General features: G+C 63.9%; 19 protein-coding genes and 1 riboswitch. Of the genes, 9 read left to right on the top strand and 10 right to left on the bottom strand.

Annotation, left to right across the window (positions count from 1 at the left end):
- Both metW and metX read right to left on the bottom strand, forming a co-directional pair.
- Window positions 1-615: a methionine biosynthesis protein MetW gene (metW, locus tag ACYG9Z_RS10585; protein ID WP_023685353.1), complete on the bottom strand. Its 615-nt coding sequence runs from the start codon at window positions 613-615 to the stop codon at window positions 1-3.
- Window positions 612-1,781 carry a homoserine O-acetyltransferase MetX gene (gene metX / locus ACYG9Z_RS10580; RefSeq protein ID WP_023685352.1) on the bottom strand — a complete coding sequence of 390 codons (1,170 nt, stop codon included), beginning with the start codon at window positions 1,779-1,781 and terminating at the stop codon, window positions 612-614. Before metX ends, metW begins: the two co-directional genes overlap by 4 nt.
- Before the next feature lie 60 nt (window positions 1,782-1,841).
- A riboswitch (SAM riboswitch) is annotated at window positions 1,842-1,919 on the bottom strand.
- A gap of 126 nt (window positions 1,920-2,045) precedes the next feature.
- Here metX and hisC point away from each other — a divergent pair.
- Window positions 2,046-3,155: a histidinol-phosphate transaminase gene (hisC, locus tag ACYG9Z_RS10575; protein WP_023686716.1), complete on the top strand. Its 1,110-nt coding sequence runs from the start codon at window positions 2,046-2,048 to the stop codon at window positions 3,153-3,155.
- A gap of 4 nt (window positions 3,156-3,159) precedes the next feature.
- Window positions 3,160-4,095 (top strand): prephenate/arogenate dehydrogenase family protein, encoded by a 936-nt coding sequence (locus ACYG9Z_RS10570; RefSeq protein WP_023735196.1) that lies wholly within the window; start codon window positions 3,160-3,162, stop codon window positions 4,093-4,095.
- 7 nt (window positions 4,096-4,102) lie between these two features.
- Here the strand turns inward: ACYG9Z_RS10570 and ACYG9Z_RS10565 are convergent, their stop codons facing one another.
- Both ACYG9Z_RS10565 and ACYG9Z_RS10560 read right to left on the bottom strand, forming a co-directional pair.
- Entirely contained in the window at window positions 4,103-5,026 is a 924-nt protein-coding gene (locus ACYG9Z_RS10565) for a sugar kinase (protein WP_023751686.1), read from the bottom strand.
- Between the two features lie 124 nt (window positions 5,027-5,150).
- Window positions 5,151-6,149: a DUF2125 domain-containing protein gene (locus ACYG9Z_RS10560; RefSeq protein ID WP_023751687.1), complete on the bottom strand. Its 999-nt coding sequence runs from the start codon at window positions 6,147-6,149 to the stop codon at window positions 5,151-5,153.
- 124 nt (window positions 6,150-6,273) lie between these two features.
- Here ACYG9Z_RS10560 and ACYG9Z_RS10555 point away from each other — a divergent pair, with 124 nt between their 5' ends.
- The 3 genes from ACYG9Z_RS10555 (at window position 6,274) to ACYG9Z_RS10545 (ending at window position 8,629) form a co-directional block, all read left to right on the top strand.
- The gene (locus ACYG9Z_RS10555) at window positions 6,274-6,807 is read left to right on the top strand and encodes a gamma-glutamylcyclotransferase (RefSeq protein ID WP_023673305.1); all 534 of its coding nucleotides are present in this window, start codon (window positions 6,274-6,276) and stop codon (window positions 6,805-6,807) included.
- A 164-nt stretch (window positions 6,808-6,971) separates the two neighbouring features.
- The gene (locus ACYG9Z_RS10550; protein WP_023751688.1) at window positions 6,972-7,919 is read left to right on the top strand and encodes an aldo/keto reductase; all 948 of its coding nucleotides are present in this window, start codon (window positions 6,972-6,974) and stop codon (window positions 7,917-7,919) included.
- A gap of 83 nt (window positions 7,920-8,002) precedes the next feature.
- Entirely contained in the window at window positions 8,003-8,629 is a 627-nt protein-coding gene (locus ACYG9Z_RS10545) for a LysE family translocator (protein ID WP_023751689.1), read from the top strand.
- 69 nt (window positions 8,630-8,698) lie between these two features.
- On the opposite strand, the gene ACYG9Z_RS10540 is transcribed toward ACYG9Z_RS10545, so the two are convergent.
- Window positions 8,699-9,508 (bottom strand): lysophospholipid acyltransferase family protein, encoded by an 810-nt coding sequence (locus ACYG9Z_RS10540; RefSeq protein WP_023742891.1) that lies wholly within the window; start codon window positions 9,506-9,508, stop codon window positions 8,699-8,701.
- Between the two features lie 116 nt (window positions 9,509-9,624).
- Entirely contained in the window at window positions 9,625-10,530 is a 906-nt protein-coding gene (locus ACYG9Z_RS10535) for a LysR family transcriptional regulator (protein WP_023685345.1), read from the bottom strand.
- Between the two features lie 112 nt (window positions 10,531-10,642).
- Here ACYG9Z_RS10535 and ACYG9Z_RS10530 point away from each other — a divergent pair, with 112 nt between their 5' ends.
- Window positions 10,643-11,275, top strand: a complete 633-nt coding sequence (locus ACYG9Z_RS10530; RefSeq protein ID WP_023751690.1) for a pyridoxamine 5'-phosphate oxidase family protein — start codon at window positions 10,643-10,645, stop codon at window positions 11,273-11,275.
- Window positions 11,276-11,280: 5 nt separating this feature from the next.
- Here the strand turns inward: ACYG9Z_RS10530 and ACYG9Z_RS10525 are convergent, their stop codons facing one another.
- From ACYG9Z_RS10525 to ftsE, 3 genes are all read right to left on the bottom strand, one after another.
- Window positions 11,281-12,000, bottom strand: a complete 720-nt coding sequence (locus ACYG9Z_RS10525; RefSeq protein ID WP_023673311.1) for a YdcF family protein — start codon at window positions 11,998-12,000, stop codon at window positions 11,281-11,283.
- A gap of 133 nt (window positions 12,001-12,133) precedes the next feature.
- A complete protein-coding gene (locus ACYG9Z_RS10520; protein WP_023673312.1) occupies window positions 12,134-13,123 on the bottom strand; it encodes a cell division protein FtsX in 990 nt (329 codons plus the stop codon).
- Window positions 13,116-13,775, bottom strand: coding sequence for a cell division ATP-binding protein FtsE (gene ftsE, locus ACYG9Z_RS10515; protein WP_023685344.1), 660 nt, complete (start codon window positions 13,773-13,775; stop codon window positions 13,116-13,118). The genes ACYG9Z_RS10520 and ftsE overlap by 8 nt, the downstream gene beginning before the upstream one ends.
- A gap of 179 nt (window positions 13,776-13,954) precedes the next feature.
- On the opposite strand from ftsE, the gene ACYG9Z_RS10510 reads away from it, so the two are divergent.
- The 3 genes from ACYG9Z_RS10510 (at window position 13,955) to ACYG9Z_RS10500 (ending at window position 15,593) form a co-directional block, all read left to right on the top strand.
- Complete coding sequence (locus ACYG9Z_RS10510; RefSeq protein WP_023751691.1) at window positions 13,955-14,590, top strand: hypothetical protein; 636 nt, start codon at window positions 13,955-13,957, stop codon at window positions 14,588-14,590.
- A 23-nt stretch (window positions 14,591-14,613) separates the two neighbouring features.
- Entirely contained in the window at window positions 14,614-15,156 is a 543-nt protein-coding gene (hpt, locus tag ACYG9Z_RS10505; protein ID WP_023673315.1) for a hypoxanthine phosphoribosyltransferase, read from the top strand.
- Between the two features lie 65 nt (window positions 15,157-15,221).
- Window positions 15,222-15,593, top strand: coding sequence for a response regulator (locus tag ACYG9Z_RS10500; protein WP_460222812.1), 372 nt, complete (start codon window positions 15,222-15,224; stop codon window positions 15,591-15,593).
- 7 nt (window positions 15,594-15,600) lie between these two features.
- Here the strand turns inward: ACYG9Z_RS10500 and ACYG9Z_RS10495 are convergent, their stop codons facing one another.
- Entirely contained in the window at window positions 15,601-16,551 is a 951-nt protein-coding gene (locus ACYG9Z_RS10495; protein ID WP_023751692.1) for a DMT family transporter, read from the bottom strand.
- Window positions 16,552-16,723: the final 172 nt, after the last annotated feature.

The raw sequence follows: 16,723 nt of genomic DNA, 5'->3' as shown, positions 1-16,723 counted from the left end.
CTACCGCTTCAGCAAGAACACCGCTTGCTGGCCGAAGAAATTCCAGAACCACCATGGCATCGACAGGCCGATCTTCTGGCCGTTGCCGTCGAGCGCGGTGGCTTTCTCGACCGAAGCGCCGAGTTCCTCGACCAGATTGACGAAGTCGCGGATGGTGCAGAAATGGATGTTGGGCGTGTCGTACCAGGAATAGGGCAGGTCCGCGGTTACCGGCATCCGGCCCTTGACGAACAGCGACAGCCGCACCCGCCAGTGGCCGAAATTGGGGAAGGAGACGATGGCGCGGTTGCCGATTCGCAGCAGCTCGTCGAGCACCAGCTTCGGGTTGCGGGTCGCCTGCAGCGTCTGAGACAGGACGACGAAGTCAAAACCCTTGTCCGGATAGAATTCGAGGTCGGTATCGGCATCCCCCTGGATGACCGAGAGACCGCGCGCCACGCATTCATTGACGCCGCGCTGTGACAGCTCCAGCCCGCGGCCGTCGACCTGCTTAGTCTCCTGCAGGAGTTCGAGCAGCAGGCCGTCGCCGGAGCCGACATCGAGCACCCGCGACTGCGGCGGTATCAGGTTGGCCACGACTTCGAGGTCGACGCGCTGGCTGCCATTGACGCTCATGAGGCGAGCCCCCTTGCGCGGGCCGCCGAGCCGATGAAGCCCTTGATGGCGGCAAACAGTTCGGGTTCATCGAGCAGGAAGGCATCATGGCCGCGGTCGGTGTCGATCTCGACGAACGAGACGGAGGCGCCGGCGGCGTTAAGCGCATGCACGATCGAGCGGCTCTCCTCGGTCGGGAACAGCCAGTCCGAGGTGAAGGACACCAGGCAGAAGCGGGTCTTGGTCCCGGCAAAGGCATCTGCCAACCGGCCGCCATGGTCGGCGGCGAGGTCGAAATAATCCATCGAACGGGTCATGTAGAGGTAGGAGTTGGCGTCGAAGCGGTCGACGAATGTCATGCCCTGGTGGCGCAGATAGCTTTCGATCTGGAAATCTGCGTCGAAACCGAAGGTCAGCGCTTCGCGGTCCTGCAGATTGCGGCCGAATTTCCGATGCAGGGCGGCTTCCGACAGATAGGTGATGTGGGCGGCCATGCGCGCCACGGCGAGCCCCTTTTCCGGGCGCTTGCCGTGCTCGAAATATTTGCCGCCATGCCAGTCCGGATCGGCCATGACGGCCTGCCGGCCGACCTCGTGGAAGGCGATGTTCTGCGAGGAATGGCGTGCGCCTGTGGCGATCGGCAGGGCCGAGAAGACGCGCTCGGAATAGCATGACGCCCATTCCAGCACCTGCATGCCGCCCATCGAGCCGCCGAGCACGCAAAACAGCTTTTCGATGCCGAAATGGTCGACCAGCATCAGTTGCGCCCGCACCATGTCGCGGATGGTGATGATTGGCAGGTCGAGGCCGTAGGGCTTGCCGGTGGCGGGATTGGTCGAGGCCGGACCGGTGGAGCCGAGGCAGCCGCCGATGACGTTGGAGCAAATGACGAAGAAGCGGTTGGTGTCGATGATCTTGCCGGGACCGATCAGCACTTCCCACCAGCCGGGCTTGCCGGTCACCGGATTGGTGCTGGCGACATGCTGGTCGCCGGTCAGCGCGTGGCAGACCAGGATGGCGTTGGTGCGGGCATCGTTGAGGGCGCCATATGTCTGGTAGGCGATCTGGAACGGCGACAAAAGCGTGCCGGCGTCAAGCTTCAGCGGCTTGTCAGGGCCAAAACGCAACACAGGGCTCGACGGGTTGTCGGCCTCGTTGTTGGTTTTTGTAGCGCGGAGCGCGGCCATGTGACTCTCCTTGCCCGCCGTCAGGCAATAAAAAACCGGCAATGCGATCGCAAAGCCGGTTACGTCACGCAAACGGCCCTTTAGCGAGTTGTTTAACGTGGCTGCAAGCCGACCGGCCAAATCACCACGGAACTGTTGCGTTCTTCTAGAACTCGTGCGGCCCGGCGTCAACGGCCAGCTATTGCCCGCCTCTCGACATTCGCGGCTACGGCTTGTATTTCCGCTGCGGCCTCCGGACGGAGGCATTCTCGATGGATTTGCGACATGGACAAGACAGCGGACAAGGCACGACCGACGCCCCGCGCGGGCATTATGGACATCGACGCCTATGTGCCGGGCAAGAGCACAGCACCGGCCGGCGTCGCCAAGGTCCATAAATTGTCGTCGAACGAGAACCCGCTCGGCCCGTCGCCGAAGGCGATCGAGGCCGCGCGCGAAGTGGCCAGCAAGCTCGATGTCTATCCCGACGGCACCGCCCGCCGGCTGCGCGAGGCGATCGCCGAGGTGCATGGCCTCAACCCGGCAAACATCATCTGCTCCAACGGTTCCGACGAGATTTTGGGCCTGCTGGCGCAGACCTATCTGGCGGCCGGCGATGAGGCCATCATCACCGAACACGCCTTCATGATCTACAAGATCTACATCCAGTCGGCCGGCGGGACACCGGTGACGATCAAGGAAACCGAGGAACGCGCCGACGTCGACGCGATCCTGGCCGCGGTGACGCCGCGGACCAAAATCATCTTCCTCGCCAATCCCAACAATCCGACCGGAACCTATCTGCCGTTCCAGGAGGTCCGCCGCCTGCATTCCGCTCTCCCGGGCAACGTGCTTCTGGTGCTCGACGCGGCCTATGCCGAATATGTCAGGCGCAATGACTATGAGGCCGGCATCGAGCTGGCGGGCAGCGCACAGAATGTGGTCATGACCCGCACCTTCTCCAAGCTCGGCCTTGGCGGCGCGCGCATCGGCTGGATGTATGGCCCACTGCACATCGTCGATGCCATCAACCGCATCCGCGGCCCTTTCAACGTTAACGCAACAGCGATCGAGGCCGGCATTGCCGCCATCCGCGACCGCGCCCATGTCGAGCGCAGTTCGTTGCACAACGAGACCTGGCTTACCTGGCTGAATGAAGAACTGACGAAGCTTGGGCTGCGCGTGACGCCCAGCGTCGGCAATTTCGTCCTCATCCACTTTCCCGACGACAAGAGGCATTCGGCTGAGGCGGCGGACGATTACCTCACCCAGCGCGGCTATATATTGCGGCGCGTTACCGGCTATGGCTTTCCCAATGCGCTGCGCATGAGCGTCGGCACCGAAGAAGCAAATCGCGGCGTCATCGATGCCCTCACGACATTCCTGAAAAGCTGAAACAATGACAGCACCGATGTTTGAAAAGATCGCGCTGGTCGGCATCGGCCTGATCGGCTCGTCGCTGGCCCGCATCATCCGCCGCGAGGGCCTGGCCCGCCATGTCGCCATCGCGACGCGCAGCCCGGCCACGCTGGCGCGGGCGAAGGAGCTCGGTCTTGGCGAGAGCTACACCACCGACGCCAGGGAAGCGGTCCTCGACGCCGACCTGATCATCGTCTCGGTGCCAGTGGGGTCGTCGGGCGAGGTGGCGCAAGAGATCGCAGCGGCGCTGAAAAAAGGCGCCATCCTCACCGATGTCGGTTCGACCAAGGCCTCCGTCATTGCGCAAATGCAGCCCTATGTGCCGGACGGCGTGCACTTCATTCCGGGACACCCGCTGGCGGGTACGGAGAAATCGGGCCCGGATGCGGGTTTCGCCGAGCTGTTCGAAAACCGCTGGTGCATCTTCACGCCGCTGCCGGGAACCGATCCGGCCGCGCTGGAAAAGCTGTCGGAATTCTGGCGGCGCTGCGGCTCCAACATCGACACGATGGACCCGCAGCATCATGACATGACGCTGGCCATCGTTTCGCATCTTCCGCACATCATTGCCTACAACATCGTCGGCACGGCCGACGATCTGGAATCGGTGACCAAGTCGGAAGTGATCAAATATTCGGCTTCCGGTTTCCGCGACTTCACCCGTCTGGCCGCCTCCGACCCGACCATGTGGCGCGACGTGTGCCTGCACAACAAGGATGCCATCCTGGAAATGCTGGCGCGCTTTTCGGAGGACCTCGCCTCGCTGCAGCGGGCGATCCGCTGGGGCGACGGCGACAAGCTGTTCGACCTGTTCACCCGCACCCGGGCCGTTCGCCGTTCGATCATCGAGGCCGGCCAGGATATCGACGTGCCGGATTTCGGCCGGCAGGCGGTCGAGCACCCGGTGAAAAGTTAAATCTGTTTCAGACGGGCCAGGTCGCCGCGACCATGGCCATTGTCTCGGCCCGGTCCGGCGCGCCCAGCCGGCCGCCGAAGCGCTGGCATTTGAGCGCGGCCGCCGCGCTGGCAAAGCGCAACGCCTGCTCGATCGCCATGGTTTCCGCCAACGCGACAGCAAAGGCGCCGTGGAAGACGTCGCCGGCGGCAAGCGTGTCGACCGCCTTGATCTTCGGCGCCGCGATGTGGCGCACGCATCCGGCGGACCGGTCATGCCACCAGCTTCCCGAGGCGCCGCCGGTCACCGCCACGAAGGCGTCGGTGCGGCTGGCGAGGTCGGCACAGGCGGTTTCGGGGTCCAGCGCATGGCCGCAGACGATGCGTGCCGCCGTCTCCGAAGCGACGATGTGCGATGCCAGCGGCACCAGGCGCTCCAGCACCTCCAGCGGCGCCGTGTCGGCGTCGAGGATTGCCGGGCAACCGGCGTCGCGCGCGGCGGTCAAGGCAAGAGCAGCGGCGCCCGGCCAGCGCACATCGACCAGCACGGCATCGAAGCCGGAAAGATCGGCGACAGGCACCGCCTCGGGGTCGGCCTGCGCCTTTGGGTCGTAGAAGGGCACGATGATGCGCTCGCCATGAGCGTCGACCAGGATCGCGGCCAGCGCCGAGCGGGCGCCTTCGACGCGGCGGACAAAGTCGCAATCGACGCCCTCGGCCTCGATGCCGGCCAGCAATTGGTCGCCGACGGCATCGTCACCTGCACTTGCCCACAGGAACACCTCGGCGCCGAGACGGCGGGCGGCGCAGGCAGCACTTGTCGCCATGCCCGAGGCGATCTGGATGCCGTCCGAGGCGATGAACTTGCCCTGATGCGTGGGCAGGGTTTCGACGCGCAGGATGGTATCCAGCGTCAGCGCGCCAACGCTCAGCAGTTTCACCGGTCGGTTCATGCGTCGGCTTGCTCGAGCATGATCTCTCCCCAAAAGCCGTTGCCGCTCTTTGCGATCATGCTCTGTCTCTTTGTTTTAACGCAATTCCGGACGGAAAACTGCTCACACTTTTCCTGGAATTGCTCTAATCGAGCGGCTTGATCTTGCCCAGCGGAATGAAGCCGAGCGAGACCTTGCCCTTCACCACCTTGAGCGGCATCGACGGTTCGTTGCCGAGCAGCGCCAGACCGGCAAAGCCTTGCTCGATCTGGCTCTTCTGCTCGGGGATTGCGGTGGCGAGGATTGCCGCCACGGCTTTGGGATCCTGCAGCTTGATCGTCAGGTCGGCATTGACCTGGCCGTTGGCGTCGACCGACACCGGGCCGGAGACGGTGATGCGCGCGGTTCCCGACGACAGATCGAGCTTGTGGATGCCGACCGCCTGGCCGCGCAGGCTCCTGGCCTGCGTCTTCATCAGCGCGACGCCGTTCTTCAGCGTCGCGTCGCCGCTGCCGTCGAGCGGCGGCAGCACGCGCCCGCCGATCGCGTCGGCGTCGATCTCAAGATCGGTGAAGCTTCCGGTATAGCCAAGGTCCTGACCGTCCGGCCGCAACTCGCCCGCCGCCGTTCCGGCGCTGAATAGTGAAACCGGGTCGGTGTCGTCGGCCGGATCGGTCTGGCCGGACAAGCTCTCGGCCTGCAGCGAAATGCTGCGTGGCAAGGGCCAGGAGAGCCTGGCATTGGCCTGCAGATTGTCCCAATCGATCCATAGCGGCGCCATCCCCGGCACCGAGGTGCGCAGCGGCCCACGCAACTCGGCGGCAGGCGACAAAGGCCGGATGAGCTCTGCAACGAAGTTGAAGCTGCCTGCCGAGGCGGCAACGTTCCTGGCGTCGTCCTCGTAAGCCAGATTGTCACAGGAGATGGCAAAACTCAGGGGGTAGCCGCTGACGGTGAGGTTGGCGCAGCCGGCCTCGATGCCTTTGTCCTTGAGCGAGGCTACCGCTTTGTCGGCTTCGCTGCTGACGCGACCGGCGACATAGAACCAGACCGCGCTGTAGACGCCGAACAGCATAACGACCAAGGCAGCGAGCCACATCAGCCGGCGGCGAAACTTCGACGGACGCTCGTCACTTGACGTCATGCTGCGGCTTTCATTAACGCGGGCGTGTTGCGGGTGGACTGTGGCTTACGCAACAAGCAAAAAGAACAGAAGAGCACCGATTCCGATGCGGCGGCGTCACTCTCGTGCAATCAGGCTTGGCGATATGGGCGATTTTTGGGTTTTTGGCTACGGCTCGCTGATCTGGCGACCGGGATTCGCGCATGTCGAGACCCGCCGCGCGCGGCTTTACGGCTACCGCCGGTCGCTCTGCGTCTATTCCTTCGTGCATCGCGGCACGCGTCAGCGGCCGGGCCTGGTGCTCGGCCTCGACCGTGGCGGCTCCTGCATCGGGCTGGCCTTTCGCGTGCCCGGCGAGCTGCGCGATGAGGTGCTGACCTATCTGCGCGAGCGCGAATTGGTGACCAGCGTCTACCTCGAGCGTGTGCTCGATATCAGCCTCGACGGGAATGGGGCGGCCGCGGGAGAGAGAGTGAAAGCGGTCGCCTATATCGTCGACCGCCAGCATGAGCAGTATGCCGGCGGGCTCGACCCCGCGCATGCGGCAGGTGTTATCCGTGGCGCCGTCGGCCAGTCCGGAAACAACGAGGACTATGTGCTCAACACGCTGCAGCATCTCGCGGCGCTGGGTATCAGCGACCACTGGCTGGAAGAGGTGGCGAAGCGGATCGCCTCGTGAGCCAGTAGACCACGGCGAGCCTGCAGGCGAAGCTCTTGCGCCTTTGTGAAGCGCTGGCCCGCTGGAAAAATTGGCTGAGGCCTTTGACCTCGGCGCGGCGAGACCTAGCTTAGCTGCGGCCCGGAGCATTCGGGTCGCCCGCCGCCAGCCCACGGAGCCCCGTCTTGCAAAAACGCCGTCTCGGTCAAACCGACCTTTCCATCGCGCCGCTGGTCCTGGGCGGCAATGTCTTCGGCTGGACCGCGGACGAGAAGACCTCCTTCGACCTGCTCGACCGGTTCGGCGACGCCGGCCTCAACGCTATCGATACGGCCGATGCCTATTCGCGCTGGGTGCCCGGCCACGCGGGCGGCGAGTCCGAGACCATCATCGGCAAATGGATGAAAAGCCGCGGCAACCGTGACAAGATCATCGTCATCACCAAAGTCGGCTCGGATATGGGACAAGGCAAGAAGGATCTGTCCGCTGCCCATATCGAAAGGGCAGTCGAGGCGTCGCTCAAGCGATTGCAGACCGACGTGATCGACCTTTATCTCTCGCATTGGCCGGACCCGACAACCCCTTATGAGGAGACGCTCGGCGCCTACCAGAAGCTGCTCGCTGCCGGCAAGGTCCGCCATATCGGCGCCTCGAATCTTGACGCCGGCCAGCTGCGCGCCGCGCTCGATGTTGCCAGCCTGCGCGGGCTGCCGCGCTACAGCGTGCTGCAGCCGGAATACAATCTCTACGACCGCTCATCCTTCGACGGGCCGCTGCATGATCTGTGCGTGGCCGAGGATATCGGCGTCATCACCTATTTCAGCCTCGCCAAGGGGTTTTTGAGCGGCAAATACCGTAGCGAGGCCGATCTCGGCAAAAGTGAACGCGGCGGCGGCGTGAAGGCTTATCTCAATGCGCGCGGCATGCGCATTCTGGCCGCACTCGACACTGTGGCGGCGCGCCATTCGGCCAAGCAGGCGGAAGTAGCACTCGCCTGGGTGATGGCGCAGCCCGGCATCACCTCGCCGATCGCCAGCGCCACGACGCTGGACCAGGTCGACAGCCTGGTGCGCGCCGCATCGCTGAAGCTCAGCGCGGAGGATCTCGTGGCGCTGGACAAGGCCAGCGCCTAGCCGCGCAGGTTCGGCACGATCGTTCAAGACGACGGCTGTCCGCCTTGCCACACTGTTCTCCATTATTGTGGAGAAGAGGCAGCATGGCCGCAGACATTCTTTCGCAGGCGCAGCCCTGGCAGCAATTGCTGGCGCTGGTGCTGGCGGCAACCGTCGTCATGGGCAGTCCTGGCCCGGCGACGATCAGCGTCACGGCGATAGGGGCCGCCTTCGGCCTGCGCAATTCGCTTCACTACACATCGGGGATGATTTTGGGCACGGTCGCGGTGCTGCTGGTAGTGGCCACCGGCATCAAGGCTATCCTCACCTCGATGCCGGGCGTAGCGCCAGTGCTGGCGGTCGCTTCCGCCGCCTATATTCTCTACCTCGCCTACAAAATAGCGACAGCGCCGCCGCTGGCCGCGCGTGACAGCAGCGCGGTTCTGCCGACCTTCCTCGGCGGCTTACTGCTCGCCGTTGCCAACCCGAAAGCCTATGTGGCGATTGCTGCGGTCCTTGCTGGCTCCGCGACCGCAGCCGGCGCCGATGCTCTCGGCATCCCGGCCAGGCTGGCGGTTCTCACCCTGATGATCGTCGCCATCCATGTGCTGTGGCTGCTGGCCGGCGCGGCCTTCGCCCGCACCCTGCGCCAGCCGCTGGCGTCGCGGATCATCAATCTGGCCTTCGCGGCGACGCTGGTGCTGACCACGGCGCTGGCGGCGTGGCCTTGAGCCGGCCCGCAGAAGAGATCAAGCTTTGGTCTTTTTTGTTTTGGCGCAATTCAGGACGGAAAAAACCGCTCACACTTTTCCTGGAATTGCTTTGGCGGCCGCGGCGAGTTCGGCCAGCCGCTTGACCGCCGTCGGCGGCATTTGCGGCGGGTTAGGAGCCTGCGATGCCTCGATCAGCAGCTGGTCGCAGGCGACTTCCGTATCGCCGATCAGCCTGTCCATGAATTCGTCCTTGCCGAGCCCGGGCGGAATCGGCGGCAGGAAGCGGGCCTTGATGGTGCCGGGAAAGCGCAAGAATTTGCGGCGAGGCCAATAGAGGCCGGCGACATGGGCGACCGGTACCACCGGGACGCCAAGCTGCGTATAGAGCTCGACAATGCCGTATTTGTAAGCCGGCTCGTCGCCTGGCGCTCGGCGCGTGCCTTCGGGGTAGATAATCAGCTGGCGCGGATTGCGCCCCATCTCCTGCTTTGTCGATGCAACGACCTGCTTCAACGCCTTGGAGCGGCTGCCGCGGTGAACCGGGATCATCCGCATCTTCAGGATGTACCAGCCGAAGAAGGGGATCCAGGTCAGCTCGCGCTTCAGAATATAAAGCGGATCGTGGAGGAACGGAAAGAAAGCGATCGCGTCCCAAAACGACTGGTGTTTCGGCGCCAGGATGAAAGAGCCCTCCGGCAGGTTCTCGACGCCGGTGATGTCGCTCCTCGTGCCGGCGATCTTGTCGTAGAGCCACAGGCTGGTGCGCGACCAGAATTTCGGCACGAACCAGGCGCGATGGCGTGGCGAAAGGAAGTAGTAAGGGGTCCAGAGGACCATCTGGACGATCAGATTGACATAGAAGACGAAGTTGAACGCCAGCGAGCGGATATAGAGCATGCGGGGAAGGGCCCGTTGAGGAGGTGTGCGTTGGTTACACCAAGCGCGGGCAAAAAGGAAACGCCGCAATGGCCTGACATAGGCCGGCTCGCCACTGACTCAAAGCCAGTCTCAACTCACCACGTCGCCTGCAATAGCCGCTGCTTCAGCCGCGGAGCGGCGAAATCGAGGAACGCCCTGAGTTTCACCGCCAGCAGGCCTTGGCCGGCATGGACGAGGCTCACCGGCCACGGCTGCGGCTCGAAGGGTCGCAAGACCGGGACGAGCACGCCGGAACGTACTGCGTCCGCGATCTGGTAGGAGAGCACCCGCGTCATCCCGGCGCCTGCAATCGCGGCATCGATTGCAGCTTCCGCCGTGTTGACGCGCAGCCGTGAGTGGATCGGCACGATCAGTTCGCCCTTGTCGCCGGCAAAGCTCCAGCTGGCGAGCGCTGCAGGCCCTTCGAAACTGATGCATTCATGCGCGGCCAGATCGTCCGGCGTCCGCGGCATGCCATGCGCGGCGATATAGGCGGGGCTGGCGCACACGACGCGACGGATCGCGCCGACGCGGATGGCAATGAGGCTCGAAGGCGCAAGCTCGCCGATGCGGATGGCAAGGTCGAGATGTTCCTCCGCCAGTTGGGTTATCCGGTCAGCCAGCGTCAGGCGAATGTTGACTTGAGGATAAGCCGCCAGGAATTCGGTGACGACAGGCAGCACGTGCAGGCGACCAAAGACGACCGGCGCGGTGATGAACAGGTCGCCGGTCGGCGTGCTGTATTCGCCGGCAGCGGTGCGTTCGGCTTCGCCGACCTCGCCGAGGATGCGGCGGCAGGCGGCGAGATAGGCCTGGCCGGCATCGGTCAGCGTGAGCTGCCGGGTCGAACGGTTCAGCAGGCGCGCCTGAAGGTGCTTTTCGAGGTCGGAAACCTTGCGGCTGACCGTTGCCAGTGGAATGCCGAAATGGCGGCCGGCAGCGGAAAGGCTGCCCGCTTCCACCGCGGCGACGAACAGCGACATGGCTTCGAGACGATCCATAATTTCTTCCGGAAATTGGAAAGATAGCTTGCAACTATGCCATCTACATCCAAAACATGGAAGGACCTACCTCTTCGTACAATGGCCGTGTTTCGGCCTCGCGGAGGCTTCCATGAATGCTCATACTTTCACCAGCGATGTCGCCTTCACGCCGACGGTCAAGGCGATCCAGACCCGCAAAGGTTCGCGCAAGGGCTATGCCAGCGCCGAGGAGCGCGGCGGATGGCGCGCCCATATGACGCCCGACCTCGCCGACTTCATCGCGGCGCAGACCAGCGTCTTCCTGTCGACGGCAAATGGCGAGGGTCAGCCCTATATCCAGCATCGCGGCGGGCCAGCCGGCTTCCTCAAGGTGCTGGACGAGAAGACCATCGGCTTTGCCGATTTCTCCGGGAACAGGCAGTTCATCACGCAGGGGAATCTCGCCGACAACAACCAGGCATTCCTGTTCCTGATCGACTATGCGCATCGCCAGCGCGTCAAGATCTGGGGCACGGCGCGCGTCGTCGAGGACGATGCCGAGCTTCTGGCAAGGCTGATGCCGCAGGACTACAAGGCGCGCCCCGAGCAGGTCATCCTGTTCACCGTCTCGGCCTGGGATGCCAATTGCCCGCAACACATTCCGCAGCGATTCGAGGCTGCCGACGTGGCGGCTGCACTTGCCGAACGCGACAAACGGATCGAACGCCTCGAACAGGAGATTGCGCGGCTGAGTGGCGCGGAAGACGGCACGGCCAAGCGGTAATCGACTCAGTCCTTGGCGGTCGAAACCTCGGCCAGAGCGACGCTGTCGGCGGTCTGGCGGACCGGGACGACGCCGCGCGCAAGCGCCAGCAGGTATTTGCTGTATTCGGTCAGAAGCACGCGTAGCGCTTCCGGCTTGGTCAGCCAGTCGCCATTGTCCAGATTGGTGTTGACCACCGGATAGGGTTCAAGCCTGGCGCCATGCAGCAGGCGGCCCATCTCGAGCAGGCTGCGCGGCATGTGGTAATTGTTGGTGACGAGGATGACGCTGCCATAGGCGTGGCTCTCCACCCATTTAGCGCTTTCCTCGGCATTGCCGATCGTGTCAAGCGCGGCGCGGTCGATGTCGACACAGCAGGAAAACAGCGCCTTGTCGCCGCCGGTAGCAGCCTGCAATTGGCGGCGGCTGGCAGAGGGATGCACGCCTGAGATCAGCAGCCGCTCGCCCTTGCCGGAGGCAAGCAGATCGAGTGCTGCGTCGAGGCGGGCCTGACCGCCGGTCAAGACGATGATCGCATCGGCCTTGGCCGGGTTGGTCGGGGTCGTCATGTGGCTGACCTTGCTGGCGAACCAGCCGAAGCCACCGGCAAACAGGGCCACCAGCAGCAGTAGACAGAGGGAGGCGAGACGCAGGGCGGTGCGCAAACGGCCCAGCCCGGTACGCACACGCAAACGCACCACTGGCATCTGTCCAGCCGTTCCGGTCGACTCCCGCGCGTTCATCATCCTATGGTTAATCCTGAAATGCCTTTTTGGTAAGGAAAAAAGCGCACATTGCGTTACGTCGGTTTTCGATCCGTGATCGTCCCTTCCATTCCTGTCCTTGCCCCCGAACTGTTTTCGCTTCTGCCCTCACGGTTCACCCCGCATCCGGCTGGCGGACATCGATGTCGCTGAGATAGGCGACGACGGTGGCGTGCGAGGTCGCCGCTGTCAGTCCGCCGATCACCAGCACCATCAGGCCGACGCCGAGATAGCCTGCCGATCCGATGGCGAAATTGCCGAACAAAGCGGTGGCCTGGTCGGCCTGCGGCGTTGCCATGTTGCGCGACGACCACCAGGAAAAGACGATGAAAACCAGGATCGCGGCTGCGCCGCCGGCGGCCGCGCCCTTCATGCCGGTGACCAGGAAATGCCAGCGGAATTCGCGCGCGATGAAGCGCGCCTCGGCGCCGACGAAATGCAGCACTTCGATGATATGGCCGTTACCCGCCATAGCGCCGCGCGTCGCAAACACTACGGTCAGCACCGTCGCCGACAGCATCAGGACCAGCACGGCGATGCCGATGGTGACCGTGGTGCGGGCCATGGCGACCAGCCGGTCGACCCATGTACGGTGATCGTCGAGCGAAGCACTCGGCAGCTTGGGCGTGAGCGCCGCACGGATGGCGCTAAAGTCGGGCGGACTGGTCTCGTCGATGGTGACGATGATCAGGCGCGGCACCGGCAATTCGTCGATATTCAGGCCCGAGCCCAGCCATGGCTCCAACAGACGCGCGGTGGCGTCGCGATCGATGATCCGGGTTTCCTTCACACCGGGGAATTCGCCGACGATCTGCGAGGCCTGGGCAAGGGCTGCCTCCATGTCGAGGCCGTCGACCGGTTTGATCTGAATCGTCGCCTCGCGCGAGATCTGGTTTTCCCAGACCGAGGCAGTGTCGCGCACCAGCGTGACGGCGCCGAAAGTCAGGCAGGACAGGAAGGTCATGATGGCGATGACCAGCACCAAGGCGCGGCCGGCAATATTCTGCGCCGGCACGATCGGCGCCATGCGGCGCTGGACGCGCTGCGTCGTCGTCGCGGGCTCGGCGGCGTCTTCATGCAGCTGTTCGGCCGATAGCTCAGTCATAAATATCCAGCCTTCCGCCGGCCAGGATCATGCGGCGCGCGTCGACCTGCTCCATCAGGCCGAGATCGTGAGTGGCGATCACCACCGCGGTGCCGAGCCGGTTGAGCTCAATGAACAGCCTGAGCAACCGGCGCGCCAGCGGCGGGTCGACATTGCCGGTCGGCTCGTCGGCAAGCAGGATTTCGGGCTGTTCGATCAAGGCCCGGGCGATTGCCGCGCGCTGCTTTTCGCCACCCGAAAGGACCGGCGGCAGCACATGCATGCGCTCGCCCAGGCCAACCCATTTCAAAAGTTCGGTGACGTCGGTGCGGTAGCTCGCTTCCTCGCGGCCGCGCACGCGCAGCGGCAGAGCGACATTCTCATAGGTGGTCATGTGGTCGAGCAGGCGGAAATCCTGGAACACCACGCCGATGCGGCGCCTGAGATGCGGCAGTTCAGCGCGCGAGATGCGCGAGCGGTCCTTGCCGAAGATGGTGATCAGCCCGCGTGTCGGCTTCAGCGACATGAACAGAAGGCGCAGCAGCGTCGTCTTGCCGGCGCCGGAGGGCCCGCTCAGGAACTGGAAGGAGCTCTCCGGAATGTGCAGGGAGATGTCGCGGAGGATTTCCGGACCCATGCCATAGCGGAGGCCGACATTTTCGAAGCGGATCACGTGCGACGACCTGAGGTGTGTGGCGGCGGCGTGCCAGCCCTTTCTGTCCAACGACCATCGGCCGCCATGGTTAACCGTCGGTTAATTCTCGCTGTTTTTGAGTGCGTCACAAGGGGCCGGTGGGGAAGCGTTAACCATTTCCATTTACGCAAAAGAAACGAAGAGGCAACAGCGGGGCCATGATGGCTGAGCAACGAACCGCGCGCCCGGTTTCCGGCGAAATCATGACCGGGACAAGTGTCGCACCGGAATCGCGGCCTGTGGCGACCGACATCGTCGATGCGGATTATGAGGTGCTGCCGCAGCTGATCCCACTGATAGAAGCCATGCCGACGCCGGCGCGCGACATCACGACGCCGTCGATGGAAGGCATGGAGATGCTGCGCAAATCAGATGCGTCAGCCGGGCGGTCGGCATCGCGTGGCGGGCCGATCTTCTGGATTGCCGGCATCGGTGCGGCGCTTGCCGCCTTCTGGGTCTCGGGTGGCCACGCGCTGGTGCGCCAGACGCCGTTCTGGTCAGTCGAACAGCCGGAGGGCGCCGTACTCAGCATTGCCGGCGTCACGTCGCGTGTCGACGCCTCAGGACCCGCCCCGGTGCTGTTCGTGGATGGTGAGGCCGTCAATGACGGTTTGAAGGCGGGACAATTGCCGCCGCTGGAGATACGTGTCACCGGCAATGACAGCCGCATCACCCGTTATACTCTGGGGACATCCAACCGTTCTCTGGCGCCCGGCGAAAGATTCGGCTTTTCCAGCCGCCTCGATGTGCCTAGAAACGGCGTCAAGGCTGTGGCGGTCACCTTCGCCGGCTAGTCGGTTCTCTGGAAAGGTTGTTGATGCCAGTTGTGCGCGGCAAGGACATCGAGGTCCTGTTTTCGGCGTCCGCGATCGCGCGGCGCAATCTCGAACTCGCCAAGGAGATCGCCGAGCACGACTATCACGACCTGCTGGTGATTTCGGTGCTGAAGGGCTCGTTCATCTTCGCCGCCGATCTGATCCGCGCCATGCACGATGTCGGGCTGTCGCCGGAGGTCGAGTTTATCTTCATCTCCAGCTATGGCGCCGGCACCACCAGCGGCGAGGTGAGGGTGCTGCGCGACATCGACAATGAGGTCGCCGGCCGCGACGTGCTGCTGATCGACGATATCCTGGAGTCAGGCAAGACGCTCTCCTTCACCCGCAATCTGATGCTGTCGCGCGGTGCCAAAAGCTGCGCCATTGCGGTGCTGCTCGACAAGCGCATGCGCCGCCAGACCGAGCTCAATGCCGATTATGTCGGCTTCGACTGTCCCGATTATTTCGTCGTCGGTTACGGAATGGACGTCGCTCACGCTTTCCGCGAATTGCCGTTTGTCGGCGTCGTGAAAGGCGACGCCTGAGAAAAGGCTTCTCGACGTTTCAAATTTTCAGAAAAAGTCAACTTTTGCCCGCCAAATTCCGGCGCATGGCAAAGCTTCTGATCGTCGAGGACGATGAGTCCGTCCGCACCCTCGCCGCCCGCGCGCTCGAACGCGCCGGACATTCAATCGACATTGCCGCCGATGGCGCGCAGGGGCTGGCGATGATCGGCGCGGCGGGCGGCGGTTACGACCTCGTCGTCTCCGACATCCGCATGCCGGAGATGGACGGCATCGAGATGGCGATCGCCGCGGCCAGGCTTTTCCCTGACATGAAGATCTTGCTGATGACCGGCTATGCCGACCAGCGCGAGCGCGCCGAGGAGTTGAACGGCATCATTATCGATGTCGTGCAGAAGCCCTTCACGCTGGCCGAAATCCGCTCGCGCGTCGACCAGGCGCTGGCCTGCTTCGCATAGTCTTGATTCACGCGGCATCCTGTGTTGCGGCAAGCACGGGCGCCGCGCCCCTGCGCCGCTCGGTGTTGAGCGCCAGCAGGCCGGCGCCGATGATCAGCGCGGCACCGATGGCGGTGGTCGAGCGCGGCACCTCGTTGAAGAACAGAAAGCCCCACAACGGCGACCAGATGATCCCTGTGTATTCGAAGGTGGCGACGCGGTTGGCCGGCGCCAGCCGGTAGGCTTGCGATAGAAGGATCATGCCGGCCGAAGCGACGAAGCCGCAGGCGGCCATCTTGAGGAAGTCCGGTGTCGTCGGCCAAACCCATGGCCGCACCAGGAATTCGAGGCTGGGATGGACCGCGTGGGTAATGCCGGCAAGCCAGAATGTGCCGGCAACCGCGGCGGCGCCGACGAGATAGGCGCCGTTCTGGTAGAAGGCCATGACGGTGGAGGATTCGGTGTCGCCGATCTTGCGCGCCATCAGCTGTGAAAAGCCGTAGAGCAAAGCCGAGCCCAACGAAAGCAGCGCCGCCCAGTCGAACAGGCCGGCGCCCGGGCGCAGCATCACGACCACGCCCAGCATGCCGATCAGCACGGTGGCGAGAGCCTGCCAGGATACCCGCTCGCCGAGATAGGGCCCGGCTATCGCCATGATGAACAGGGGCGCCATGAAATAGAGCGCCACCGCGTCGGCGAGCGGCAAGGCAGCGATCGCCAGATAGTAGACCGTATAGGAGGAGAACTGGATGAAGGCGCGTATCGTCAGCAGGCCGAACCGCTTCGAGGCGATGGCCCGCAGGCCGACATCGGCGCGAACGAGAACGACCAGGATCGGCAAAGCGACGATCGAGCGGATCCACATCACCTCGGTCACGGGATAGCCGGCCGACACCGCCTTGACCAGCGGGTCCTGGAGCGAGAACACCAGCACGCCAAGGCACAGGCTGATGATGCCGAGAACGATCCGGTTGCGCATGTTGTTCTGCCGGCCCTTGCCTTAACTGCCCGCAGGCGCCCGGCCTGGGTAAAAAGAACCCGCCACCGTTTCGGGCAGCGGGTATGAGTGAGGACTCTTTGATTGGTCCGCAGCCGGTTTCGCGGCGGCATATCCAATGGGTGAGCGGACTATGCTGCGGCGTTTGACATGT

Source organism: Mesorhizobium sp. RSR380A (assembly GCF_054719385.1).
The sequence above is the reverse complement of the archived record's forward strand: the minus strand, read 5'-3'. Positions and strand labels throughout refer to the sequence as shown.